Origin of the sequence: Rhodococcus sp. 27YEA6 (genome assembly GCF_044908235.1) — a bacterium.
Lineage (GTDB): Bacteria > Actinomycetota > Actinomycetes > Mycobacteriales > Mycobacteriaceae > Rhodococcus_F > Rhodococcus_F qingshengii.
The window spans coordinates 283,192-308,187 of record NZ_JBIYCY010000003.1; the positions used below are offsets into that span (position 1 = coordinate 283,192).

A 24,996-nucleotide genomic window follows, 5' to 3' on the forward strand; every position below is an offset into this window, starting at 1 on the left:
CCGAATGACAATCGTCCTCGCGACCTGAAGGCTCACGTCATAGCGGCGGCCAACTGCTGAGACAACGTACCTTTGTTCTCCACCTCGACGGTGTCGCAGCCCTGCCAACGCGCAGTTCTCCGAAGGAGTTCCGCCAACCGCGGCGCAGTGTCGGCGTCCGCGGTGGGTTCGGCCCACGCCGCGCGGACAAGCAGTCGACGGTTCTGACGGTCGTTCTTCAGATCGACTCGGGCGCAGATCTTGTCGTCGATCAAGACCGGAAGCACGTAGTATCCGTGAACTCGCTTGTGCGCCGGAGTGTAGATCTCGATCCGGTAGTGAAAGTCGAAGAGCCGCAACGCTCGATCGCGTGCCCACACTACCGGGTCGAAGGGTGACAACAACGCTTCCGCACGGATGGACCTGGGACGCTTCGCTCGCGGATCGATCCACACCTCCCTTGCCTTGCCTCGACGCTCCCAGCCGTCGACGGACACCCGGCGCACACTGCCGGCATCTTCGAGTTCCTGCAATGCCGTTCGTGCTTCTGCGCTGGGCAGACGAAAGTAGTCGGCGATGTCGTCGAGGGTGCCGAGACCGTGTGCCTTCACACCCCGCAGCACCAGTTCGCGTATCGCCTCCGACCGCTCGACGTGTGCGTCGAGTATCTCGGGTGCAAGCATCTGCTCGGCCAGGCCGTAACGACGCTCGAAACCGGCGCGCCCCGCCGAGACCACCTCGCCCCAACGGAACAGCGTCTCGAGCCCGACCTTCACGTCGGACCACCCCCACCACGGACCGCGCCGCGTGTTCGCCTCGTGTTCGATCTCGCTCGCCGCCATCGGACCGTTGTCGCGCAACTCCTGCCGCAACCAATCGAGGAAGACGCGCCGATCGGAAGCCCACCCGTCCTTGTCACTCAACGCTTTGGCGCGAAACTGGTCCATCCGCCAGCGGAACAACGGCCACATGTCCACCGGCAAGAACGTTGCTTCGTGACCCCAGTATTCGAGGTATCCCGAACCGGGGGTGAAGGCAAGCTGATCGAGTCTGGATTTGTCGTATGCGCCCAATCGCGCATAAACGGGTAGGTAGTGACTGCGTTCGAAGACATTGACCGAGTCGATCTGCAGCACCTGCAGCCGGTCCATCACGCCGACCAGATTGCGACGCGTCACCGTCGTGGGATGCGATTTGCCGAATCCCTGAGCGGCAAGGGCTATGCGACGGGCAGCTGCCAGTGACACGACTTCGCTCATAGTGGGCCAGACTACGCACACTCACCGACACGCTTCAGGCGGCCGAAGCCCGACGGCCGAACAATACTGCCGACATGAACACCTGCAACCTGGCCGCGTTCTCTGCGGCAGCGTCGAACTTCATCATGCGGCCGACATCCGGGACCAGGTTGAGCGCAGCATGAACTACGAACTTCGCCTCTACTGCCGACAGCTCAGGACGAATCTCGCCGAGCACTCGCGCCCATTCGACCACGTAAAGCTTCTGGCGATTCTTCAGATCGCTTCGATGACTCGGCAGAAGGTTGTTCATCTCGGAGAAGTAGACCGACATCAATTCGTGCTGTGCAAACGACAACTCCACGTACATCGCCGACAGTGACCGGAGCACTTGTTCGTGCGAAGTCGCGGAGTCGAAGACCGCTGCCGTCGCCAAGTCCAAGCGATCTGCAGCTCGATAGAACACGGCGCCGAGAAGCTCTGCCTTGCTGGGAAAGTAGCGGTACATACCGGATGCGTTCAAGCCGGCGGCCGCGGCGATCTCTTCGATGCTGACGTCGTGATACCCGCGAGAGTCGAAGAGGCGCACGGCTTCCTGCAAGAGACGTTCACGTTTGTTCGTGGTCACGGTTCGTGGTAACGAGGACTGCTCCAAGCGGCCAGCGGTGATTGCACCCTCACCTTGATCTATCGCCAGACACGCGTCGAGCAGAACCTTCTCCATCGATCGCTGGGGCAGCAACAGGTTATGGACGGTGATGCTGCCGATGACGCTGAACATCGCTGCCACGACAAGGGTCTCGTCCCTCGCCGTCATCGCGGGTTCGGAACGCGAAAGATACCGGGCTACTCGGCGATTGACCGCACTGGCTTGCGCTCGAACGGATTTCCGATCATCGGCGTCGAGAAACCGGCTCTCCCAACGATAGATTCCGGCCGTACGCCGATTGCGGATCGTCGTTCGTATCACTGCAATCAGATCTTCGCGCAACCGCTGCGCATCGGTTGCCGCAGGCGCAACCGAAACGGCATCGAGGGCACTGGCGAGCGCTCCGGTCAACTCCAGTGCCGCGTGGCGGAACATCGCGTACTTGTTCGGAAAGTGCCGATAGAGCGCCGAACCCGAAATACCGACCGCCGACGCGATGTCGTCGACACTGACAGCAGGATATCCGCGCTCACTGAACGCGATTGCCGCTGCTGCCGCGATCTGCGCCTTGCGGTCCTTCGGTCGCCTCTTGACGGAGTCGGACCTCGGCTGCCGAACAGTCCCATTCGACGTCTGCGCGTCGACGAACTGATCGTTCAGGCTCACCGTGTACCCCACTCTCCAGCCCTCACGCACGAAGCACTTCGATCCGCCTGCTCATCAGACGAGAATCAGCATAAGCATGATTTTGAAAACTCGTACACCGATTTCAGCACATCGCGCGTCTAGAGTTTCATACATGCAGGTAACGCTGCCTTTGATCAGAACACACCACTCGCCCTTCGCCGCCTCCCCCGTTGCTTCCATCGAGAATCTTCGTTAACAAAACGTTGCCTGTGGCCACCAGCAGTGGGTAGGGTCACCGCTCGAAGCATCCAGCCCGCATCCACGAAGCAATCCGACTGACAGATTCGGAATATTCGTAAACATACACAGGATGTCGATATGAATAGTTCCGATATCTCCACGTCAATGAAGGAAACTCGGTCAACAGGGCTGACAGTTCGACGAGAATTTCGGTTCACATAATGCTTGCTTGGACACATATATGTGTGAGATGCTTCACAGGCAGTTCGCTCGACCGCCAGCGCTCGAACAGTTCGAACTCCGTGCCGAACACTGTTGATCTGCAAAGGAATTCAATTAGATGACGTACGAGCTGCCAGCCGCGAAGGGCCCGGTGCGAGACGTAGCGTTACAGGGGGGCTATCTGATCGGATTCTCGGTTCAGGCACTCTTCGGTCTGTTCACGGCAATCCTGCGCAGACGACTCTCGTTGCACGAGACGGTTACTCAGACCCTGTTCATCGGTCGCGTCAGCACCGGCCCGTCGCTGCTTCTCATGATTCCGATCGGTGTATTCATCGCCGTCTCGGTCGGTGAACTGGCCGGCCGGATCGGAGCCGGTGGATATTCCGGAGCTGTCGTAGCTTTCATCATCGTCGGTCAGGCCGCGGCGCTGGTGTGCGCGTTGATGATGGCCGGTGTCGCAGGATCGGCGATCTGCACGGATTTGGGTTCACGAAAGATCCGGGAAGAGATCGACGCGATGGAAGTGATGGGCATCGACGTGATCGAGCGCCTCGTCGCACCGAGATTGGTTGCGGCAGTGATCGTCTCCCTTGCACTGTGTTCGATGGTCACCTTCGGCGGTGTGATCGCGTGCTACCTGTACCACATCTACGTCCAGCATCTTCCGGCCGGAACGTTCATGGCAACGTTCAGTCAGTACGGGCGATCTTCCGACTTCGTCATGGCTTTGGTGAAGGCTGCGGTCTTCGGCATCGCTTCGACTTTGGTCGCCACCTTCAAAGGTCTACATGCAAAAGGTGGCCCACGCGGCGTTGCCGACGCAGTCAACGAAGCCGTGGTCATCGCGTTCGCGCTCGTCTTCATCGTGAACACAGTGTTGTCCGCGCTCTACACCGTAATCGTCCCGGCAGTCGGTGAATTCTGATGTCGCTCGTCGATCTCCGTGTTCGAGCACGTCAAGCGAGCAGACCCCTGCGAACCGCGGGCGACGGCCTCGTCTCCCTCGGTCAGCACGTCACTTTCTACGTCCGCACTATCGCATCGATCCCCTTTGCGCTCACCAAGTACCGCAAGCATGTACTCGGTCAGATCAGCGAGGTCAGCTTCGGCACGAACTCCTTGTTGTCCGGCGGCGGCACCATCGGGATCGTCTTCGCGATGTCGCTGGCCGCGGCGATGATGTTGGGCGTCGAGACCCACCGGGGCCTCGAGCTTGTCGGGATGACCTCGCTCTCCGGCATGCTGTCCGCGGTTGCCAACACCCGTGAACTGGCCCCTGTTGTCGTCGCGATCGCGTTGGCCGCCAAGGTCGGAACGGGTTTCACCGCCCAGATCGGGGCCATGCGTATCTCCGACGAAATCGACGCGCTGGACTCGATGGCGATCCGATCGATCCCCTTCCTCGCGGGTACCCGGGTGATCGCTGCCATGATCTGTGTCATCCCGATCTACATGATCGGACTCCTGGCCAGTTACCTCTCGACCCGACTGGTCGTCGTGTTCTTCAACGGCGCATCGGCAGGTACTTACGACTACTTCTTCCATCTGGCGATCTCTCCGCAGGATCTCCTGTACTCGGGTCTCAAGGCCGTGGTGTTCGCCGCTGTTGTCGCGCTGGTTCATTGCGCTTACGGCTACTACGCATCGGGCGGTCCGGCCGGCGTCGGGCAAGCGGCCGGGCGCGCGCTCCGGACTGCGATCCTCGCGATCGGAATCCTCGACGTACTGATGACTTTCGCGCTGTGGGGCCTCGTGCCCCAGATCCCGGGAATGGGGGTCTGAGCCGTGGACAGACTCACTACACGCACGAAGATCGTGTACGCCCTTCGCGGCGCGATCGCCATAGTCGTAGCCGTCGCCGCCGCCGTGACAATGGTTCTACGCGGTTCGGGAAATCTCGAGCAGAGCACCGACATCTTCGTCGCTGTTCCAGCCACAGCCGGTCTCATCAGCGGTGAAGCTCCGGTTCGGTACCACGGCGTCAACGTCGGCCGAATCGGCGAAATCGAATCAGGAACCGCCGAATCCGTTGTGCAGTTGCAGATTCAGACGGATGACGCGTCGAAGATTCCCGCCGACGTGGTGGCCCGCGTCGTTCCGCGCACGTTCTTCGGCGACATCTACATGCAGCTCGTGGACAGTCCGAATGAGCAGGACCAGACGACTCTGTCGGACGGAGACGAGATCCACATGGACGACGGACCCGAGGCCGTCGCCCTCTACGACGTGTACACCAAATTGGTCGGAGTCCTCACCGCGATGCAACCCGAGAAACTTCAAACGGCTCTGACCGCACTCGGTCAAGCCCTGGACGGAAACGGAGCCGAGATCGGAGCCACGATAGACAATCTCAGTGCCGCTTCCGGCGCACTGGCTCCTGCCGCCCACCAATTCCTGGAATCCACTCCGGAATTTCGATCTGTCGTCGACGCGTTGGACCATGCGACCCCCGACATTCTCGATACCTTGGCAGCCGCCACAACCGTCTCGAACGACATGGTCGCCAACAGAGCGAATCTCGAGTCCTCGATCGGCGCGGCCGCAGTCTTCGCCGCTACCGTCGACGATTTTGTCGGGGCGAACAACCGAAACATCATCACTGTGATCGATTCCGCCGGAAAGATACTCGCAACCACCGCGGCCAATCCCGGAGGACTGCGTTCCACCCTCGCGAATGCCAGTACGTTCGGCGCCGCGGGCGCTCGGGTCTTCGCCACCGGAAAGTTCGACATCACAGCAGTTGCCACGTTCGCCGAACCGCTCCCATACACGGGTGATGATTGCCCGCAGTACGGTGACTCGCGCGGAGCACAGTGTTCGGGCTCCAACCTGACGCCTGAACAACCCGTCAGTGCCCCGGTCGTGGGCGGCGTAGCCGAAGCGGCCTCCCTGCGGTACCTCGAAGATCAACTACTGGGCGGATCGCCGGAACCCTCGGATACCCCCAACCCGGCAACAACACTGATGTTGGGGCCGATGGTCAGAGGTAACGAGGTGACCGTCCCGTGAAGGTCCGTCCTGGCCAGGTAATTCGGTTGTCACTCTTCTGTCTCACCGGCGTCGCCTGCGCGTCGTTCGTGGCGAACACGTTGTCGGTCCCGGTTCGCGGAAGCACCGATTCGTACTCGTTCGAGTTCACCGACGTCGAAGGACTCAACCCGGGCAACCCGGTCACCATGTCGGGTGTGCGTATCGGCCGCGTGGACTCGGTTGCGTTCGCCGACAACGGAGGCGGGACGAGCAAGGCGATCGTCGACGTCGAAATCGAGTCGCGATATTCCCTCGAGTCGGATGTCCGTGCCGCCGTGCGCTACGGCGACATGCTCGGTGCTCGATATCTGGCACTGACGCAGGACGACAGCGCAACAACGGTATCCGCACGACAGCTCGAACCAGGTGACACGATACCGCTGGCGCAGACAACACCGCCGATCAACTTGACGGCCCTGATGAACGGGTTCAAACCGTTGTTCGCCGCGCTGCAGCCCGAGCAGGTCAACACGCTCACGCGAAGTTTTGTCGAAACCTTCAACGGCCAGGGCCAGGCAATGACCACCCTGCTCGACCAGATCGCGACCATGAGTTCCGGCCTGGTCGACCGTCAGGACGTCTTCGCGCAACTACTCACGAACATGAACACACTTCTCACCTCCGTCGACGAGCGTCAACCCGAATTGGTCGGCCTGTTGGACGGTTTGAACGATCTGAGTACTTCCGTCGTCGGGCAGAACGATCAACTGGTCTCGCTCTTGGATCAGGGAAACCGCACTGTCTCGTCGTTGGCTCAGATCATGGCCGGGTCGAACGGTGCATTCGGTCAGACCGTGCAACAACTCGAAAGTGTCACCGGGAGTTGGATTGCGAGCACCGACGAGTTCAACAGACTTCTCGTCAACCTTCCCCAGTTCGCCGACGCCGCCAACCGGATCGGAAGTTACGGAAGTTTCATCAGCCTGTATCTGTGCAATTTCACTCTGAAGGCAGGCGACATGGAAGCCAACATCTTCGGTCCGACACACTCGCCGGTGTGCTCATGATGTTCCTGGTCAAGCTGATCGACGTGTTCGTCGGCATCATGCTCTTCCTGTTCAAAGGGGATCGCCGTCGCAGCGGTAGCGGCACCGCTCTCGCCCTGGGCAGTCTCGGAATCTTCGTTCTGGTGGTGGGACTCGGCGCCGCCTTGGGCATTCCGAAGCTCTGGTACAACGTACGCACGTCGGCATACACAGCCGAGTTAGCCAATGCCAGCGGGCTTTCCGACACCGATCCGGTTTACGTGGCCGGGGTTCCCGCGGGCCGAGTGGATTCGATCGACCTTGCCGGCGACCACGTCGTCGTCAACTTCCGCTTGGACAAGGACCAGCCTTTGGGAAACCAGAGCACGGCGACGGTCAGGCTCAAGACGGTCCTCGGCAAGCGCTACCTGGAGATCGTGCCGGCCGGAGTGGTCGACGACTCCGAGGCGCGGGTCATCCCGCTCTCCCGCACAACCGTGCCGTACAGCCTCGACGACGTCAGCAGTGATGCCACCACTGCGGCAACAGGCGTCGACCTACAGGCGATGGAGTCCATGATGAACACCCTTTCGCAGGTGATTCCCACTGATTCCGATCAGGTGGGCCGGGCTCTGGCCGGAATCAGCGGCGCCTCGGCGGCTTTCGCGCAGAACAGTGAACAGATCGACCAGATTCTCATCATGTCTCGTGAGCTGTCGGACATGGCTGCGGCACAAACCGATTCGATCGTCGGTGCTGCGGCCAATGCTCAGACGATCGTTCGAACTCTTGCGATGCGCAAGGACGCACTGACTCAGCTGGTCGACAACCTGACAATCATCATCTCGAAGCTCTCCACCACTTTCGTCGATCGTCAGGACGAGTTCGGAGCCATGACCGACAACCTCGTCGCGGTCACCACCACGCTGAAGAACAACGCAGATCAGATCGACCTGCTGTTGACTCGTCTTCCTTCCGCGCTGCGTTCGGTCACCGATTCAACCGGCACCGGCAATTGGACCGACGTCAACGCGCCGGCGGCCGTGATCCCGGACAATCTGCTCTGCGCGCTCGGCATCATGGAGGGCTGCAAGTGAATACACGAAAAGCCGTCACGGCCATGCTGGTAGTGACCTTGGCGATCGCCCTGCCCGGTTGGTACATATTCGGACGAACAGATCAGTCCAAGACCGTCTACGCCGATTTCAGCTACGTCGGCGGAATCTACGAGGGAAGCAAGGTCACCGTCCTCGGAGTCGGCGTCGGGACGGTCACGTCGGTGGAACCTCGCGGAACTTCTGTTCGAGTAGCGATGTCGATGCCCGACTCCGTGGACCTGCCCGCCGACGCCTCGGCCTATGTCCTCAATCCATCGGTGATCAGCGATCGACACATCGAACTCGGCCCGGCGTACACCGGCGGAGAGACACTGAAAGACGGCGACCAGATTCCGATCGAACGTGCCCACTCCCCCATAGATTTCGACGGCTTGATGGGAAGCGTCAGCACTTTGGCCGACGCATTTGCCGGGGATGGGGGCAATCTCGGCGATCTCGTGAGCCGCGGCGCCGCCGGGTGGCAGGGCCAGGGCGATCAATTCAACACCGCAATTCGCAACCTCAGCACAGCAACCGGAGTTGTCGGCGCTCGGTCGGAAGACATCGGTGCCCTTGTCGACAATCTCAACACTTTGATGAATGCTCTGGACGCACGGCAGGTCAGCCTCGACGAACTTGTCGGCGACCTCGGCGTCCTGGGTGATCAATGGGCGAGCCAGAACATGGACATCTCACAGCCTCTGCAGGATCTGCAGGTGGTCTTCGACCAGTTGAACAGTTTCATGACAACTCACGGCGATGATGTCGGTGCCATAGCCGACAACGTGCGAGTTCTCGGTGACACTCTGGCTGCCAAAGAACCCGGCCTCGCCGAGTTCATGGACCTGGTGCCGTTGATGATGCAGAACCTCTCCCAGACAATCGGTCCTGATCAGCGCGGGCGCATTCGGCTCAACGTCTCGACTGCATTGACTCAGTTCGCGGTGGCGAAACCGCTGTGCGACACCTACAAGTTGCCGATCTGCACCGGAGCCGGGTTCACGAATCCGATTTCCTTCCCCCTCAGCACTTCTGATCCGCTCGGCATCGCCTCCGCGATTTCCGGCGGAGCCGTCCCCGGAGGTGGCAATTGACGCGGCAATCGGTTCGAATAATCGCCGGTATCGTGATCATCGGTGTGGGTTCTGCGGCCGTGCTCGCCTTCGGCGGCTGTAGCGCAGGCATTCAAGACCTACCCCTGGGTCGTTCGGCCGACGGTGACGCGTACAACGTGGCGCTGCAGCTGGCCGGCGCCGACGGCCTGGTGTTGGGAGCAGACGTCCGCAGCGGCCAGAAAGTCATCGGTCGAGTATCCGCGCTGTCAGCCGATGTCGTCGGAGCCGATGTGACTCTGAGTCTGGACGCCGCGACGCCATTGCCCGACAACGTCGAAGCTTCCGTCGAACTCCCGTCCGCACTTGGCAATCCGTTCATCAGACTCTTGGTGCCGGAAGTTCCGTCCGGCTCCACGCTCAGCGACGGAGACACAATTCCGGAGTCTCGCACCGAGATCGGTCCGCAGGTCGAAAGTGCGCTTGCCACCCTCGGCACGGTTCTGACCGGAAGCGGCATCGACCAACTCGATACCGTGGTGCGCGAGCTGAACACCGCGTTTTCCGGGCGCTCCGGTGAAGTTCGTTCTCTGACCGAGACCCTCACCTCGCTCATGGCAGAGGCAAGCAGTCACCGCAGCGAGTTCGACGAGGCCGTCGACCTCGCTGCCCGGGTCTCCTCCCAACTGGCCGGCCAACGCGTAGTTGTCGACAACTACCTCGATTCCGTTCCACAGGTGGTGTCGATTCTCGTGGGACAGAAGGATCAGATTGCGAGCCTGTTGAACTCGACCGTTCAGCTCGCCACCAACGCAAACACCATTCTCGACTCGTCTCCCAACGGCCTCGACGCGATGCTGCACGATGCGTCGACCGTTGTCGGGACTCTGGATTCGTTCAACTCGGAGATCGGCCAGACGCTGACGAACATGAACGGGTTGCTCGAAAACTTCACCGGTGCAGTGCAGGGCGACTACCTCGTTTTCGACGGCGCCCTGGATATTCCGGGAACGATCGACAAGCTCTGGAGCGGCGGTATGGCCGGTCAATCGATCGCACCAGCGGGAACTCTCACCGATCTACTTCAGGGAGGTCTGCGTTGAGTCGCCTTGCGCTTGTTCAACTTGTCCTGTTCGCTCTGATCGCTGCTGTGGTCATCCCTTTCGGGATCGTCTACGTGGTCGGCCCTCAGGGTTTCGGGGGTCAAATCCTGCTGCACGCCAACATGTCCGACGCCTTCGGACTGACCAAGGGCACGGTCGTCACGTATCGCGGCGTACAGGTGGGGAAAGTGAGTGAAGTCGAACTCGACGCAGGCACCCGCACGGCTCGGGTGGAACTCTCACTCAACGACAACACCGAGATACCTACCGACAGCGTCGCCAAGGTGACGATGGGGACCGCAGCCGGAATTCAGAATGTCGACATCTACCCCAACACAGACCACGGCCCGTATCTTAGGGACGGCGACGAGATCGCCATGCCCGCGGATCAGCAACCGGTCCAGATGAGCCAGTTGATGCTTCAGGCGTCCGGTGTCTTGGAAGGGATTGATCCACAAGCGATCAGCGACATCGGGACCGAGCTGGGGAATTCGTTCAACGGGCTCGGCCCGAGCTTGGCGACGATGATCGACAACGGTGGGACCATGTCGGCGCAGTTGAACGACCAGTCGGCCGAACTCGCTGCGCTGCTGTCGCGAACCTCCACGTTGGTGGACTCCATGGCGACACAATCGGATTCGTTCGTCCGGGGAATGGCAGCTGCCAAGAACTTCACCGAACAACTCGAATCCAATGCGCCGGTGCTGATCTACCTCACCGATCATTCGCCCGCCGCCCTGAACAGCGCTCAACAGTTGTTCGACAAGTACCACAACACTTTCGGAGCGGTCCTGGCCAATCTCGTCACTGTCGCACCGATCATCTCCGACCGCACAGAGGCCCTGGAAACCGGACTTGTCACGATTCCTGAAGGTCTCGCCAAACTGGCATCCATCGTCAAAGGCGATCGCGCCGACTTTGCCTTGGTTGCGACCCAGGGGCCGGTCTGCAACTACGACACCCCTCGGCGTGAGGTCGGCGATCTGTCTCCCACCAGTCCGAGTCTGGCGATGTACTGTCCCCCCGCCGACGACCTCGTCCAACGCGGAGCACAGAATGCTCCGCGTCCGAACGACCTCGGTTTGCAGAACTCGACCGTCCCGGGCACTCCGATCGGACCGCCCGTCGTCGCAGATCCGATTCTCGTCCCGACCGGAGTCGACGCCCTGAACTACTGGAGATTGATGTTGGAAGGACTGGGAAATGGCACACGGTGACAACGCACTACTCGACGAGACAGAAGCCGAGGTGGCCGAACATCCGACTTCTCCGTCGCTACTTCACCGCCTGAAGGAGCCACGCAACGCACTGATCTCACTAATGGCGGTAGCGCTGGTCGCAGCATTGGCGGTGCTCGGATTCCAGATGTACTCGGCGAATCAGGAAGACACGCTGCGGCAGGAGGCTTTGGACACCGCACGGGATTACTCAACCATCATGTCCTCCTTCGATTATCAGAACCTCGATGTCAACAAGGACACCATCGCCTCGATGTCGACCGACGAGTTTGCCGGCACCTACCGAACGATGGTGGATTCCCTGAGGGAAGTCGTTGCCGGGGGCCAAGGCCAGGCGAGCGCGACGGCGACAGACGTCGGCATCGGATCACTGGACGATTCGTCGGCCAAGGTGCTCGTGTTCGTCGACCAACAAGCCAAGAATGTCGCAGCGCCAGAGGGAAACACACAGAAGTACCGCATGGTCGTGTCCCTGGTCCGCTCGGGCGACCGGTGGCTCGTGAGCAACGTCGAGACCAAGTAACTCACCACACGCGGAGGAAGATCCATGCCCACTCACTACCTGGATTCGGAAAAGTCCGAGTCGTCGCTTCGCACCGATCAGACACGCATCACCATCACGGCCGAGCGTAGACGGTGGGCACGTAAGCCCGCACACATCACCGACGCACTCGATTTCTGGTCGTTCGCCGGAGCCGCTGCCAACGTCATCCTACAACTCGGTTGGCCCGAGGTGGCGTACGGCGTCATGGAGAGCAAGGTCGAATCGGGTGCTCTGACAGCGCATCCGTGGAAGCGTGCACGAACCACGACGCAGTACCTGACGGTCGCGATCCTGGGTGACGAGGAAGAGCGAAAGGCTTACCGCGAGGCCGTGAACTCGGTGCACCGACATGTGAAGTCGGATTCAAACAGCCCGGTCAAGTACAACGCCTTCAATCGCGAACTCCAATTATGGGTTGCTGCATGCCTGTTCATCGGTTTCGAGGACAGTCATCAGTTGCTGCACGGCAAGATGTCCGAAGAACAGGCGGAGTCGTTCTACAAGTCCGCGTCAACTTTGGGAACGACGCTGCAGGTCACCGAAGAGATGTGGCCGGCCACACGTGCCGACTTCGAGCGCTACTGGAACCTCGGTTGCGAACGCGTCGTCATCGACGAACGCACCAAGCAGTACCTGATCGACTTGGTCAACCTACAGATGATCGCGTGGCCGATACGCCTGGTGTTCCGAAACTTGTTGCGGTTCCTGACGGTCGGATTCCTTCCACCGATCTACCGCGACCAACTCGATCTCGAGTGGACCGAAGACGACCGCCGCCGGTTCGAACACCTCTTCATTTTCGTGTCGTTCGTCAACAGGTTCATCCCACGCTCCGTTCGTCAGGCCGGCAACACCATTCAGATGCGCGACATTCGCCGCCGGATCAAGGCGAGCAAGAATCTCGTCTGAGCCAGCAGCGCGTTATTCGTTGTCAATTCTGCTGCCCTACAGGTAAATCGGGTCGGTCGGTCGACAACAGATCACGGCTGGACATGGGTTCCAGCACGACTGAAACCGGGTCGAAAAGCCGACAAACCGGGCTTATCGAGTGTCACATCCGCCGCATATCGACGCCGTCGAGGCACGTTTCAGGTGACTTGCATCACATTTTATCTCGTTTATGTAACGCCGGGAGAGGTGGCATATCGCCACGCGACCTGGGAAAACACTCTTTGATGCATTTCTGTTGCACAAACATGTGTCGACACGCCGACCCGTGACCAATCCGTAATCATCTCTTATGGTTGGTGACAGCCCGATCAACCGGGCATTACCGAATCGCCACCGCCCGTCCCACCCCGCGGTTCGGACTCGACAACATTCCTAGAGGTGGGAGCGGAGCTGAGACGGTCACCGTCCTCCGTCGGCGGGACTCGAGAGGATTTACCGAAAATGACCAAGACCACCGTTACCCGTGCACTTGCCTCTGTCGCCGCAGCCGGAGCCCTCGCAGCCGGAGCCCTCGGACTGAGCGCAGGCACCGCATCCGCAGCCACCCACGACTGGTCGGGTGTCGCAGAATGCGAATCTTCGGGCAACTGGGCCGCGAACACCGGAAACGGCTACTACGGCGGACTCCAGTTCAGCCAGAGCACGTGGGAGGCCTACGGCGGAGCGGGCAGCGCCGCCAACGCCAGCCAGGCAGAACAGGTCCGCGTTGCTGAAAACGTCCTTGCCGGTCAGGGCGCCGGCGCGTGGCCGGTGTGCGGACAGTACCTCCGCTGACCCCAGTTCGAGTAGTGCGTCACTGCCCGGTGTTCGTCGAGAATTCGACGGGCCCCGGGCAGCGTCGCACTAGCGACCTTCATGCCCCGCCTGATCCGGCCCCACCACCACTACTGTTGAAAGATGTTACAGCGGTATGTGATCCGTCGGGATGACGCGGAGCGAGCGAGGTGTACTGACTCGCCTTCCGATCACGCATCAGCCCTCGGAGAGCCATCCACAATTTTTGGGCCGCCCTCGCCAACCGGTTGTGAGAACTGACCAGCGCAGCCGTAGAAGCGTACGGGATGGGGTCCTCACGCACGTAGTGCTCCATAACCCCAGCGTAGCCGTGTTTCTATGCCGAAATGTTCGTTTTCAATCGCTACCTCGCATCCCTCACGGCGACCGAACAAATCGATCCGGCGCACTCGATGGCCCATCCTTGACCAGGCGTGCAAACCGGTCGGGTAAATCGCGTGGCCCGAACACTTCTCGACCACTGTGTGACAAGAGACGGTCAACGCTCCACCACTCGAAGTGCTCGACCAGCTCGGCGGCCAGCGCTTCGCGCCCCAACGACCCACAGGGCTCGAATGCGGTCGCCACCGGCACGAGGAAGTAGTCGTTGATCGCACCACCCCAACCCGGCAATATCGCCGGGTCACGGATCTCCTCATGCCACAGATGGGTGGCTGCGCCGTAGTCGCGCAAGCCGATCTCCTCGTCCAATTCGCGCGCGAGCGCCTCGGACGGGGTTTCGTCTCCTTCCAAGCCTCCGCCCGGAGGACACCAGACCGTAAGCCCGCCCCCGGGCGCGATGAATCGGTAAAGCAGAAGACGGGACTGGTCGTCAACGGCCAACCCCCTGGCCGAATGCCTCAGACGCATGAGTGCCACTGTAAGTCAGCAGGTCAGGCCATGACGGCCAACTCCGGCAGTCCGGCAACCACAACCGCGAGGTTGTATCCCGACATCCGCAGTTCTCCGTTGTCCCCTGTCCTCGCGTACTCCGCATGCCCGAACGCCCGCTCGTGTTTCACTCCATCCGGGGTGATCCCCTCGGCCGTGGACAACCGATGGAACTCGGTGCGCGTCGGATCGCCACCGAAACGGCCGAACCCCGCGATACTGTCGCCTTCCGCTTTCATGACGTAGACGTGCCGGTCGGCGATACCGAGGTCCGACTCCACCTTGGCTCGCACCCCGGGTGAACCGTAGAACACCACGTCGTCGACCGCTGCGCTTGCCCCGCGTTGCAGCGCAAGAGAAGTCGCGAGGGATCCGTAGGAGTGGCCCAACGCGGTGATATGGACTCCGTCGTTGACCGACGCAGAACGAAGACCGTGAAAAAAGCTGCCCAATGCGTCGGCGGCTATGCCGGCCTTGGACGATCGACTGACGTCGAAGCTGGCCCGACCGATGTCGAACTTTCCCGGCCCGATCACCTGTGGCGCGTCGTATCCGATCCAGGCGATGGTGGCCACGCTTTCCTTTCGGCCGGCCAGTTCGAGCTGCCGCATCGCCTCGGCTCGTAATCGCGTTGCCTCGCCGACCATTCCGCGCATCGAGTCCTTGACGTTGGTGTTCAGTCCGGGAATCGTCACGGAGATGTGATCCGCTGTGTCCGGATCACCGATCGCAATTGCAGCGAAGCCGCGTTCGCCCGAGCGCATGTCCATGAGCAGTAACCGTCGATCAGGTTCGGCGCGAAACAACTCGTCGAGCGCGTCCAGATCCTCGAGTTTGCGTTCGGCGTACCACTGGCCCGCCCCGGTGTTACTCAGTCTGCCGCCGAAGAACTCGCGGTGAAGTTCTTGCGAGATTCGGACTGAATCATCTTGCAGCCGTGCTCGTTCCGATTGAATTCGATCGAGATTGGCCGGGCTGCGAATCGCAGCAGGAATGCCGTCGAGGTTGGCGATCAGGCCTGGTGCATGACGCAACATCTGACGCTGCCGATCAGGGCTGAACGCTCGCCACTCCTCCCCCACACGCACAGCTTTGTCACGGAGGTCGGTGCCGACCTGAGACCGCAGAGACAACGCATGATGAAGATCCGCGCTGACCAGCAGTGCCTCACCGATCAGTTCTCGAACTGCGACCTCGAGCAACTGGGCGTGCACGTGGAGCGGGTGACCGTCGGCGATGGGCGCAACGGCAGAGACGGTTCCATCCTGACGAATATGCAAGTCGTCGGCGACGGCCTCTTTGCGCAGCGTATCCAGCCGTCGACGGATGTCGCGAACGCGGTGAGCGACCAGAACGCCTTCCAACCCAGCAGACAGTTGATCCAAGGCTTCGACGTCCCATACGTCGATATCTGTGAGATCCACTCGGGTCAGGACGAACGAGCAGCGATCCGAGCCTGTACTTCCGGGCGACGCAACGGAGGGACGGTCTGAGGTGGCTGTCTGCGAGGCGGCAACGCACTGAGCAGGCGCGTCGTCGTTTCGGTCACCTCACGCACCGCCTGTTCGAAGGCGTCTCGGTTCGCGTCGGACACCTTGGCTATTCCGCTCACCTTACGTACGTATTGGCGAGAGGCCGCCTCGATCTCCTCCGGCGTAGCAGCGGGCTCGAGTCCACGAAGTTCAGTGATGTTTCGGCACATAATTCGACGATAACCCTGCTCACCGACGTCGTCACGGTTCGATACATCAATGTATCCAAACTGCCACGCAGATCCGGGCATCACGGTAGTTTCAGTGAAATTCCCCCAGTGACTGGAAGTAGCCACTAACTCATGGACTCTGCACTCACCTCCGTCGGCCTACCCGCCGCACTCGCCATCATCATGTTCGGCCTCGGACTTTCCTTGACGGTCGGAGATTTTGCCCGCGTGGCAAAAGCGCCGAAAGCCGTCTCGATTGCCCTGATCTGTCAGTTGTTGTTGCTCCCGGCCGCGGCCTTCGGTCTGGTCACGTTGTTCGACCTCGACCCGCTGCTCGCTGTCGGCATGATGCTCCTCGCCGCATCACCGGGCGGCACCACGGCAAACCTGTTCAGCCATCTGTTCCGCGGCGATGTCGCTCTCAATGTGACACTCACTGCGGTCAATTCGGTGATAGCGGTGGTCACCCTTCCGCTCATCACCAACTTCGCGTTGGGCTACTTCGAACCCGAGGACGCGGACGGCACCCTCGGACTGCAGTTCACGAAGGTACTTCAGGTCTTTGCCGTCGTACTGATTCCTGTCGCCCTCGGAATGTGGGTTCGATTGCGCTCGAGCGCCTTTGCCGAGCGCATGGACAAGCCCGTCCGCATCGGATCCGCGGTGGTTCTGGCACTGGTGATCGTCGGAACGGTTGTTTCCGAGCGCGAGAACATCGCGGACTATCTCGTCGACATCGGCGTCGTCGCTGCCTTGTTCTGCCTACTGAGCCTCTCGATCGGTTACGTCGTTCCCCGGATATTCGGCATCGAGGATCGTCAGGCCATCGCCAGTTCCATGGAAATCGGCATCCACAACAGCACGTTGGCGATCACCATCGCCGTCAGTCTCCTCGACAACGTGCAATTGGCAGTACCGGCCGCGGTGTACGGCGTTCTGATGTTCCCGCTCGCTGCAGCCTTCGGCGCCGCAATCACCCGAAAGTCACGGACCATGGCCGAAATCGACTAATATCAGGCGGTTTTCGATATAGGTGATCTGGTATCGCCAACCCTACGATCGATACGGACTCAGACCGAAGGGTATCGAAAAAATGCTGACCAACACACCTACCGTGCCGGACGAACGCGTCTGGCAAGAGCTAGTCGACGCACTTACCCGTCGCCAATTCGGCATCGGAGCCGGGATGGCAGCAGTCGCAACTATTCTGTCGTCCTGCAGTTCCAGCGACGGTTCAGGGGCCGATGATGACGCTCAAATGCGCACCGTCACCACGCCGTTGGGGACCTACGACATACCTACCAACCCCAAGCGGGTCTTGGCCGTCGACGCCCGAACCGACCTCGAGCTCGCCATTGCCCTGGAACTACCGGTGTTCGGATACAACATCTCGCCCGTCACCAAGTGGGTTCCCGTCGACGGCTCGGCCGAATACCTCAGCGACAAGCCCAATCTGGAGCAGATCCTCGGACTCGCACCCGATCTCATCATCTGCGTCAACGCCGACAACGAGTACTGGCCCGCCGCAAAGCTCCAAGCCATCGCTCCTGTCCTGACGACCGAATCGAAGCAGACGTGGCGGGAGAACCTGACCCGGCTCTCCGATTGGCTGGGCCGAACACCCACCATGGATCGCCTGATCACCGACTATGACGCTCTGATCACCGACATCCGCTCTCGACACGCTTCGGCGATCGCGGGCAAGACCGTCGCAAGCTTGTCCTACAGTCCGGACAAGGCCACGATCTACATCGACAGCCTGCCCGTGTCGGAGGAAACGGGAAAGAAGAATCGTCAACCCACCGACATGACGCTCGCCGATATCGGCGGAAGAACATTGAACACAACCGGTTTCGACAATCAGGGACGACTGAGCATCGAAGAGATGGATCGTCTGCAAGGCTGCGACGCGTTCATGGTTTCTGTCACAGACAGCAATGACACCACCTTCGAACAACTCTCGGACACCAAGTTGTGGCAAAGACTTCCGGCTGTGCAGGCCGGGAACGTCACCGTTCTGCAAGGAAGTACGTACTACGGGTCCATCTACACCAACATGTACGTCGCCAAGGGCTGGGACGATCTCTATTCGACGCTCGACTGATCAGACTTGTCCGTGGAAATGCCGGCCGCTCCCGCGCGGTCGGCATTTCACGTTTCGAGGTCGATGCCCAACGCTCCGGAGAGGGTCCGCAGACAGATCACTCTCAACTCTTCCTGCGGTATGGAAGGTTGATCGAGCCAGTCGAGGCAGACAGCTCGGACGAACGCGATCCATCCCCGAACTGCAACGGCAGCGAGCTGTCTTCTTTCGCCCTCGAATCCCAGTGCATCGAGGATTCGAATCTGCTGCTGTTCGAGTTCGCGCTCGACAATCGCCCGGATACCGGCCTCGGCCGACAGCGTCCCGACGTTGATGGCGCGCACTCCCCTGCTGTGCGACTTCACGTACGCGAAGTAGGCGTCCAACCCGGCTGCCACCTGTTCGCGCACCGGTAGCGTCGCATCGGGTGCGGTCACCTCGAGCAGGTGCTGCGATTCGCGCTCGACGATTGCGGCGAAGAAGTCTCGCTTGGTCGGAAAATAGTGGTACATCAACCCGCGCGAGACGCCCGCAATCTCGGCGACCTCTTCGATCCACACATCCTCGTACGAGCGATCGGCAAAAAGTTGCGCGCCGATGTCGAGCAACTGCGTGCGCCGCTGCTCTCGGTCCAGGCGTTTTCGTGGTGCGACCATAGGCAAGTCAGATTACTACTTGACACCGATTCAGTAAGGCGTACTTTGCGTACTAGACATCAATTCAGTAAGCGATCTCACCCCGGGGGACACACAATGAGCGTCGACACCACTCCAGAGGCGACGACCGATGCTCGGATCCCGCATCCGGCGTGGCGCCTGCCGGTCCTCGGGGACGTTCTCGGGATCAATATCCGGACACCGCTGCAGAACTCCGTGAGCATCGGCCGCGAACTCGGCCCGATCTTCGAGAGAAATGTCCTGGGAAATCGCTTCGTCTTCGCCTCGGGCGCGGACATGGTGGCAGAACTGTCCGACGAGTCCCGGTTCGCGAAGCACCTTGCACCTGGAGTCAAAGCACTCCGCGGAATCGGCGGCGACGGCCTGTTCACGGCGTACAACCACGAACCCAACTGGGGCAAGGCGCACAATCTCCTGGCACCGGCGTTCAGCCAGACTGCGATGCGCTCGTACCACCGCACCATGCTCGACGTAGCCGGCGAGTTGGTCGACCATTGGGACAGTCGTGAAAGTGACTCCCCCATCGACGTCTCCGCAGACATGACCAAGCTGACGCTGGAGACCATCGGACGCACTGGATTCAGCTACTCGTTCGACTCCTTCGAACGTGAAGAACAGCATCCGTTCGTCAAGGCAATGGTCGGCGCACTCTCCCATTCGCAGCGCACGACGTTCCTGAAGTCGACCGCCCTCGGGCGAGTGCTCGCACGTCGCGCCGATCAACGTGACGAGGTCCGCAAGGCGTACATGGCCGAGGTTGTGGACGAAGTGATCCGTGCCCGGCGGACAAGTACCGAACCGGGGCCCGAAGATCTTCTCGAACTGATGCTGCGGGCGGCACGCGAGAACGATCCCAACCGTATCGACGAACTGAACATCCGCCATCAGGTCGTGACCTTCCTCGTCGCCGGACACGAAACGACCTCCGGCGCATTGTCGTTCGCGCTGTACTACCTGTCACGAAACCCTGACGTGCTGGCCAAGGCGCAAGCCGAGGTCGACAAGGTATGGGAGGGCGAGGAGCCCGCCTTCGAGAAGATCGCGAAACTTCGATACGTACGACGCGTCCTCGACGAATCATTGCGTCTGTGGCCGACCGCTCCCGCCTACGGGCGCGCGGCGCTCGAAGACACGACGCTCGTCGGCAAGTATCCGATGAAGAAGGGCGATTGGATGCTCGTGCTCATCCCGTCACTTCATCGTGATCCGGTGTGGGGCAACGATCCCGAGGCGTTCGATCCGGATCGCTTCCTGCCTGCCAACATCAAAGCCAGGCCGGCGCACGTGTACAAGCCATTCGGAACGGGTGAACGCGCCTGCATCGGAAGACAATTCGCCATTCACGAAGCGGTCCTCGTGTTGGGCACCATCTTGCAGAAATACACGATCGAGGCCGATCCGGACTACGAGTTGAAGGTAGCCGAACGGCTCACCCTGATGCCCGAAGGCTTCAACTTGACGGTCCGCCGACGCTGACCTCGCAAAACTGCGTCGCGCAACTCGGTTGAACAGTCCCGAATGCGGTAATCCCTGAGGTGGCAGCAGCGAGCACCGGCGCACCCTGGGAGTTCACATGACAAAGAGGCCTGCAGTGGGAATCGTCTTACTCTCGGCGGCATTGGCCACGGGAGCTTGCTCGGCAAGCGTCGGGACGCCGCAAGTGGACAAGTCCGAAGTCGCAAGTCAGATCTCCACTCAACTAGCCGAGAAGATCGGCGAGCCACCCGACGACGTGACGTGTCCGGAGAACCTCGACGCCGAAGTCGGCGCATCGATCACGTGCATCCTGACCGAGCAGGGCACCGAATACGACGTCACAGCTACCGTGACCAGCGTTGACGGTGAAAGTGCGAACTTCGACATCAAGGTCGCGGATGCGCCGAACAACTAACTGCTGTGCGCCTTTATTAACCGCCGGCGGTTAATAAAGGCGCACAGCAAGGCGTCAGAGACGCTCGATAATCGTCGCGTTCGCGGTGCCGCCACCTTCACAGATGGTCAGCAGGCCATAACGACCGCCGGTGCGCTCGAGTTCGTTGAGCAGGGTTGCCATCAGCTTGGTGCCGGTCGCGCCGAGCGGGTGACCGAGTGCGATCGCGCCGCCGTTGACGTTGACCTTGGCCGGATCTGCGCCGATTTCCTTGATCCAGGCCAGGACGACCGGGGCAAAAGCTTCGTTGATCTCGACGATGTCGATGTCGTCGATGCTCAGGCCGGCCTTCGCGAGAGCATGCTTCGTGGCCGGGATCGGCGCACTGAGCATGAAGATCGGGTCGTCGCCGCGTGCGCTGAGGTGATGAATCCGGGCGCGGGGCTTGAGGTTGTACTTCTCCACCGCTTCCGCCGACGCCAGCAGCAGCGCACTCGCACCGTCGGAGATCTGGCTGGCCACTGCCGCGGTCATGCGTCCGTCTTCGACGAGAACCTTGAGCGTCGCCATCTTCTCGAGGCTGGTCTCGCGGGGTCCTTCGTCGACGGTCGCGTCGCCCATGGCGACGATCTCGTTGTCGAAACGACCCGCGGCGATTGCAGCCTTGGCGCGCTCATGGCTCTGCAGGGCCCACTTCTCGAGCTCTTCGCGGCTGATGTCCCACTTCTCGGCGATCATTTCGGCGCCCTTGAACTGCGAGACCTCTTGGTCACCGTAGCGCTCGGTCCAACCGACCGAACCCGAAGTCGGCGTGTCGAATCCGTACTGCTGACCGACGATCATCGCTGCCGAGATCGGAATCTGGCTCATGTTCTGAACGCCGCCGGCAACGATCAGATCCGCGGTGCCCGACAGGATGGCCTGAGCGCCGAAGTGCACTGCCTGCTGGCTCGAACCGCACTGACGGTCGACGGTCACCCCGGGAACGTGCTCCGGGAATCCCGCTGCGAGCCAGGACATACGGGCGATGTTGCCGGCCTGGCCGCCGATGGCGTCGACGCAACCGAAGATCACGTCGTCGACGTCACTGGGGTCGATACCGGTGCGCTCGACCAGTGCCTTGACGACGTGCGCACCGAGATCGATGGGGTGCACGCCGGACAGCGCGCCGCCCCTCTTGCCGATCGGTGTGCGAATGGCGTCGACGATGTAAACCTCGGACATAGCGTTAGCTCCTAGTTTCGTTGTGCAGCAATAGTTCTTGAAGTTGATTCAGCAATAGCGTCTGAAGTTGTGGCCGGATCGGAGAGCCCGTCGAGCACGATCGCGAGATATTGAGCCGCGACGGCGTGAGCCGAGAGGGATCCACCAGGGCGGTACCAGCGAACCGCGACCCACACGGTGTCGCGCATGAAGCGGAAGACCAATTCGACGTCGATGTCGGAGCGGAAGGTCCCGTCCGCGACGCCGGCTTCGAGGACGCCGACCCACAGGTCCCGGAATTCGGTGTTGCGCTCGGCCAGGTAAGCGAAGCGCTCGTTCCCGACGAGGTGCTTGACCTCGTCCTGGTAGATCGCCACAGCCGAATGTGAGGCGTCGATGGCCTCGTACGACGTCACGACCAGTGCTTCGAGCGTCGCGCGACTGTCCAACCCCGCCGCGACGATCTCGCGGTATTTTCCGAAGAGTTCGTCGAGGAACTGGTGCAGGATCTCGTCGACCATCGACTCCTTGGAATCGAAATGGTGATACAGGCTGCCGGACAGGATCCCGGCGGCGGCGGCGATGTCGCGGACGGTCGTCGCGCGCACTCCGCGATCGGCGAAGAGCCCCGCCGCGATCTCGAGCAGCTCGTCGCGGCGCCCGGACTTACCGTTTGATTCGTCGGAATTTCGAGGTGGCGTCATGTATTCAATCCTATCCAGGGCCTTCCCCTGTGCGCGGTCAGCGAGTCCAGGGGCTCCTTAACCGCGCACGGGGACGCTAGGCCCTCTGCGAAGAAACGGAGACGATCTCGCCGGTCATGTAGGTGGAGTAATCGCTGGCGAGCATCGCGATGACCGTTGCGATCTCCCAGACCTCCGCGGCGCGGCCGTAGGCCTCACCGGAAGCCAACTGGTCGAGCAGTTCCTCACTGGTGACCTTCGCCAGGAACGCGTGACGCGCAATGGAAGGCGAGACCGCGTTGATACGGACTCCGTACTCCGCTGCTTCGATGGCGCTGCACCGAGTCAGCGCCATGACGCCGGCCTTGGCTGCGGCGTAGTGCGCCTGGGAATGCTGCGCGCGCCAACCGAGAACGGACGCGTTGTTCACCAGAACACCGCCGTGGGGAACGCTCTTGAAGTACCGCAGGGCGGCGCGCGTCGAACGGAAGGTGCTGTTGAGGGTGATGTCGAGAACGCGATCCCACTGATCGTCCGTCATGTCGACGACGGGAGTTTCACCGCCAAGGCCCGCGTTGTTGACGACGATGTCGATACGTCCCAACTTCTCGGCGGCGCCGACGAACAACGCGTCGACCTGCTCGGTGCTCGATACATCGCAGATGATCGATTCGACCTGCTGACCGGGGAATTCGGCCTTCAGCTTCTCCACCGTCTCGCCGAGTCGACGCTCGTGGAAGTCGGAGACGAGAACGTCGCCGCCCTCGAGAAGCACCCTGCGCGCAGTGGAGAAACCGATGCCGGTTCCGGCTGCGGCGGTGATGATCGCCTTCTTGCCCGCGAGCAGTCCGTGGCCCGGGGTTTCCTCCGGCGCAACGGAAAGCGGGGACGCGGCTTTGGTGTCAGACATTAACGGGCCTCTCGAGGAAGACCGAGCACGCGCTCGGAAATGATGTTGCGCTGAATTTCGTTGGAGCCGCCGTAAATCGTGTCGGCGCGGGTGAAGAGGAAGAGTCGTTGCCATTCGTCGAGCTCGAGGTGCTCGGGATCGGTGATGTCCGAGGCATTGCCTTCGGAATCCGCCCACGGTGCAACCAACGACGACGCACCCTGCACGTCCATCGCCAGCTGTCCCAGATCACGATGCCAGTTGGCCCACAACAGTTTTGCGACGGACGCTTCTCCGCCACCGGTTCCGGCGTCGACCGCGTCGAGAGTGCGCATCGCGTGGGCGCGCATCACGCGCAGTCCGACCCACGCGCGGGCGATCTTTTCGCGAATGTGCGGATCCTGGTCACTGCCATTGGCTTTCGCCAGGTCGACGACGCCTTGGAGCTCGCGGGCAAATCCGATCTGCTGTCCGAGCGTGGATACACCGCGCTCGAAGGTGAGCAGCCCCATCGCGATCTTCCAGCCCTCGCCGGGTTCCCCGACCACCAGATCGGCATCGGTAACGGCGTCGTCGAAGAAGACCTCGTTGAACTCCGATGTGCCGGTGAGCTGCTGAATGGGCCGAACTGTCACACCGGGCTGATCCAACGGGACAAGCAGGAAGCTCAACCCCTGGTGACGCTTGGAGCCCACCTCGGTGCGGCAGACCACGAAGCACCACTGCGCGACGTGAGCCAGTGAGGTCCACACCTTCTGGCCGTTGATGATCCACTTGCCGTCTTCGAGGCGTGCGGTCGTGGAGACGTTCGCGAGGTCGGAACCGGCGCCGGGCTCGGAGTAGCCCTGCGACCACAGTTCACTGACCGTGTTGATGCCAGGAAGGAATCGGCGCTTCTGCTCGTCGGTGCCGTACGCGATCAGCGTCGGGCCGAGCAGCTCTTCACCGATGTGGCTGACGCGAGCGGGCGCACCGGCCTTCGCGTACTCCTGATGGAAGATGACCTGCTGGGAGATGCTTGCTCCCCGCCCGCCGAACTCCTTCGGCCACCCGAGGCACGTCCACCCCGACGCTGCGAGGTGCTTGTCCCACTCGAGTCGTTGCTCGAAGAACTCGTGCTCACTGCCGGGGCCGCCCTTACCCTTGAGCTGGGCGAATTTGCCCGTCAAGTTCTCGGCCAACCACTGCGCGACCGTGGCCGCAAACTCGTCGTCCGTCATCTGCCCGTCCGGGCTCTCGCTCTGGTCCACATATGTAAGATAACCTACCAAGCACTTGCTAGGTAG

The 24,996-nt window shown here is 61.2% G+C and carries 24 protein-coding genes and 1 pseudogene; 15 read left to right on the forward strand and 10 right to left on the reverse strand.

Annotation, left to right across the window (positions count from 1 at the left end; translation table 11 throughout):
• Nucleotides 1-32: 32 nt before the first annotated feature.
• Nucleotides 33-1,238, reverse strand: coding sequence for a winged helix-turn-helix domain-containing protein (locus ABH939_RS11590; RefSeq protein WP_269613096.1), 1,206 nt, complete (start codon nucleotides 1,236-1,238; stop codon nucleotides 33-35).
• A gap of 34 nt (nucleotides 1,239-1,272) precedes the next feature.
• Nucleotides 1,273-2,532 carry a TetR/AcrR family transcriptional regulator gene (locus ABH939_RS11595; protein WP_404649639.1) on the reverse strand — a complete coding sequence of 420 codons (1,260 nt, stop codon included), beginning with the start codon at nucleotides 2,530-2,532 and terminating at the stop codon, nucleotides 1,273-1,275.
• Between the two features lie 541 nt (nucleotides 2,533-3,073).
• On the opposite strand from ABH939_RS11595, the gene ABH939_RS11600 reads away from it, so the two are divergent.
• The 11 genes and pseudogenes from ABH939_RS11600 to ABH939_RS11650 form a co-directional block, all read left to right on the forward strand.
• Entirely contained in the window at nucleotides 3,074-3,883 is an 810-nt protein-coding gene (locus ABH939_RS11600) for an ABC transporter permease (protein WP_003945485.1), read from the forward strand.
• Entirely contained in the window at nucleotides 3,883-4,740 is an 858-nt protein-coding gene (locus ABH939_RS11605) for an ABC transporter permease (protein WP_003945491.1), read from the forward strand. Before ABH939_RS11600 ends, ABH939_RS11605 begins: the two co-directional genes overlap by 1 nt.
• A 3-nt stretch (nucleotides 4,741-4,743) precedes the next feature.
• Entirely contained in the window at nucleotides 4,744-5,967 is a 1,224-nt protein-coding gene (locus ABH939_RS11610; RefSeq protein WP_404649640.1) for an MCE family protein, read from the forward strand.
• A complete protein-coding gene (locus tag ABH939_RS11615) occupies nucleotides 5,964-6,995 on the forward strand; it encodes an MCE family protein (protein WP_042449469.1) in 1,032 nt (343 codons plus the stop codon). Before ABH939_RS11610 ends, ABH939_RS11615 begins: the two co-directional genes overlap by 4 nt.
• On the forward strand, nucleotides 6,995-8,050 hold the full coding sequence (locus ABH939_RS11620) for an MCE family protein (protein WP_404649674.1): 1,056 nt from the start codon (nucleotides 6,995-6,997) through the stop codon (nucleotides 8,048-8,050). The genes ABH939_RS11615 and ABH939_RS11620 overlap by 1 nt, the downstream gene beginning before the upstream one ends.
• Nucleotides 8,047-9,144, forward strand: a complete 1,098-nt coding sequence (locus tag ABH939_RS11625) for an MCE family protein (RefSeq protein ID WP_003945762.1) — start codon at nucleotides 8,047-8,049, stop codon at nucleotides 9,142-9,144. Before ABH939_RS11620 ends, ABH939_RS11625 begins: the two co-directional genes overlap by 4 nt.
• A gap of 32 nt (nucleotides 9,145-9,176) precedes the next feature.
• Entirely contained in the window at nucleotides 9,177-10,205 is a 1,029-nt protein-coding gene (locus ABH939_RS11630; RefSeq protein WP_228401890.1) for an MCE family protein, read from the forward strand.
• Entirely contained in the window at nucleotides 10,202-11,422 is a 1,221-nt protein-coding gene (locus tag ABH939_RS11635) for an MlaD family protein (RefSeq protein ID WP_058227636.1), read from the forward strand. The genes ABH939_RS11630 and ABH939_RS11635 overlap by 4 nt, the downstream gene beginning before the upstream one ends.
• Entirely contained in the window at nucleotides 11,409-11,966 is a 558-nt protein-coding gene (locus ABH939_RS11640; protein WP_047269603.1) for a hypothetical protein, read from the forward strand. The genes ABH939_RS11635 and ABH939_RS11640 overlap by 14 nt, the downstream gene beginning before the upstream one ends.
• A 24-nt stretch (nucleotides 11,967-11,990) precedes the next feature.
• Nucleotides 11,991-12,896 (forward strand): oxygenase MpaB family protein, encoded by a 906-nt coding sequence (locus ABH939_RS11645; protein ID WP_003945519.1) that lies wholly within the window; start codon nucleotides 11,991-11,993, stop codon nucleotides 12,894-12,896.
• A 483-nt stretch (nucleotides 12,897-13,379) separates the two neighbouring features.
• Nucleotides 13,380-13,706: pseudogene (locus ABH939_RS11650) on the forward strand (transglycosylase family protein); the annotation flags it as partial.
• Nucleotides 13,707-14,090: 384 nt separating this feature from the next.
• Here ABH939_RS11650 and ABH939_RS11655 read toward each other — a convergent pair.
• From ABH939_RS11655 to ABH939_RS11665, 3 genes are read right to left on the reverse strand one after another with little or no spacing between them, the layout of a single operon-like run.
• Nucleotides 14,091-14,582, reverse strand: a complete 492-nt coding sequence (locus tag ABH939_RS11655; RefSeq protein WP_404649641.1) for an NUDIX domain-containing protein — start codon at nucleotides 14,580-14,582, stop codon at nucleotides 14,091-14,093.
• A gap of 23 nt (nucleotides 14,583-14,605) precedes the next feature.
• Nucleotides 14,606-16,027, reverse strand: coding sequence for an alpha/beta hydrolase (locus tag ABH939_RS11660; protein WP_007734212.1), 1,422 nt, complete (start codon nucleotides 16,025-16,027; stop codon nucleotides 14,606-14,608).
• A gap of 5 nt (nucleotides 16,028-16,032) precedes the next feature.
• Nucleotides 16,033-16,305, reverse strand: coding sequence for a DUF2277 domain-containing protein (locus ABH939_RS11665; protein WP_003945457.1), 273 nt, complete (start codon nucleotides 16,303-16,305; stop codon nucleotides 16,033-16,035).
• Between the two features lie 132 nt (nucleotides 16,306-16,437).
• Here ABH939_RS11665 and ABH939_RS11670 point away from each other — a divergent pair, with 132 nt between their 5' ends.
• Nucleotides 16,438-17,316, forward strand: a complete 879-nt coding sequence (locus ABH939_RS11670) for a bile acid:sodium symporter family protein (protein ID WP_003945620.1) — start codon at nucleotides 16,438-16,440, stop codon at nucleotides 17,314-17,316.
• A gap of 82 nt (nucleotides 17,317-17,398) precedes the next feature.
• Nucleotides 17,399-18,409 (forward strand): ABC transporter substrate-binding protein, encoded by a 1,011-nt coding sequence (locus tag ABH939_RS11675; RefSeq protein WP_202426981.1) that lies wholly within the window; start codon nucleotides 17,399-17,401, stop codon nucleotides 18,407-18,409.
• 47 nt (nucleotides 18,410-18,456) lie between these two features.
• On the opposite strand, the gene ABH939_RS11680 is transcribed toward ABH939_RS11675, so the two are convergent.
• Complete coding sequence (locus ABH939_RS11680; RefSeq protein WP_003945528.1) at nucleotides 18,457-19,044, reverse strand: TetR/AcrR family transcriptional regulator; 588 nt, start codon at nucleotides 19,042-19,044, stop codon at nucleotides 18,457-18,459.
• Nucleotides 19,045-19,140: 96 nt separating this feature from the next.
• On the opposite strand from ABH939_RS11680, the gene ABH939_RS11685 reads away from it, so the two are divergent.
• Nucleotides 19,141-20,541, forward strand: a complete 1,401-nt coding sequence (locus tag ABH939_RS11685; RefSeq protein ID WP_007734205.1) for a cytochrome P450 — start codon at nucleotides 19,141-19,143, stop codon at nucleotides 20,539-20,541.
• A gap of 97 nt (nucleotides 20,542-20,638) precedes the next feature.
• The gene (locus ABH939_RS11690; RefSeq protein WP_073512010.1) at nucleotides 20,639-20,956 is read left to right on the forward strand and encodes a DUF4333 domain-containing protein; all 318 of its coding nucleotides are present in this window, start codon (nucleotides 20,639-20,641) and stop codon (nucleotides 20,954-20,956) included.
• A 54-nt stretch (nucleotides 20,957-21,010) separates the two neighbouring features.
• Here the strand turns inward: ABH939_RS11690 and ABH939_RS11695 are convergent, their stop codons facing one another.
• The 4 genes from ABH939_RS11695 to ABH939_RS11710 form a co-directional block, all read right to left on the reverse strand.
• Nucleotides 21,011-22,159, reverse strand: a complete 1,149-nt coding sequence (locus ABH939_RS11695) for an acetyl-CoA C-acetyltransferase (RefSeq protein ID WP_007734192.1) — start codon at nucleotides 22,157-22,159, stop codon at nucleotides 21,011-21,013.
• A gap of 11 nt (nucleotides 22,160-22,170) precedes the next feature.
• Entirely contained in the window at nucleotides 22,171-22,842 is a 672-nt protein-coding gene (locus ABH939_RS11700) for a TetR/AcrR family transcriptional regulator (protein WP_404649642.1), read from the reverse strand.
• 76 nt (nucleotides 22,843-22,918) lie between these two features.
• A complete protein-coding gene (locus ABH939_RS11705; RefSeq protein WP_003945582.1) occupies nucleotides 22,919-23,731 on the reverse strand; it encodes an SDR family oxidoreductase in 813 nt (270 codons plus the stop codon).
• Nucleotides 23,731-24,960, reverse strand: a complete 1,230-nt coding sequence (locus ABH939_RS11710) for an acyl-CoA dehydrogenase family protein (RefSeq protein WP_007734188.1) — start codon at nucleotides 24,958-24,960, stop codon at nucleotides 23,731-23,733. Before ABH939_RS11710 ends, ABH939_RS11705 begins: the two co-directional genes overlap by 1 nt.
• Nucleotides 24,961-24,996 lie beyond the last annotated feature (36 nt).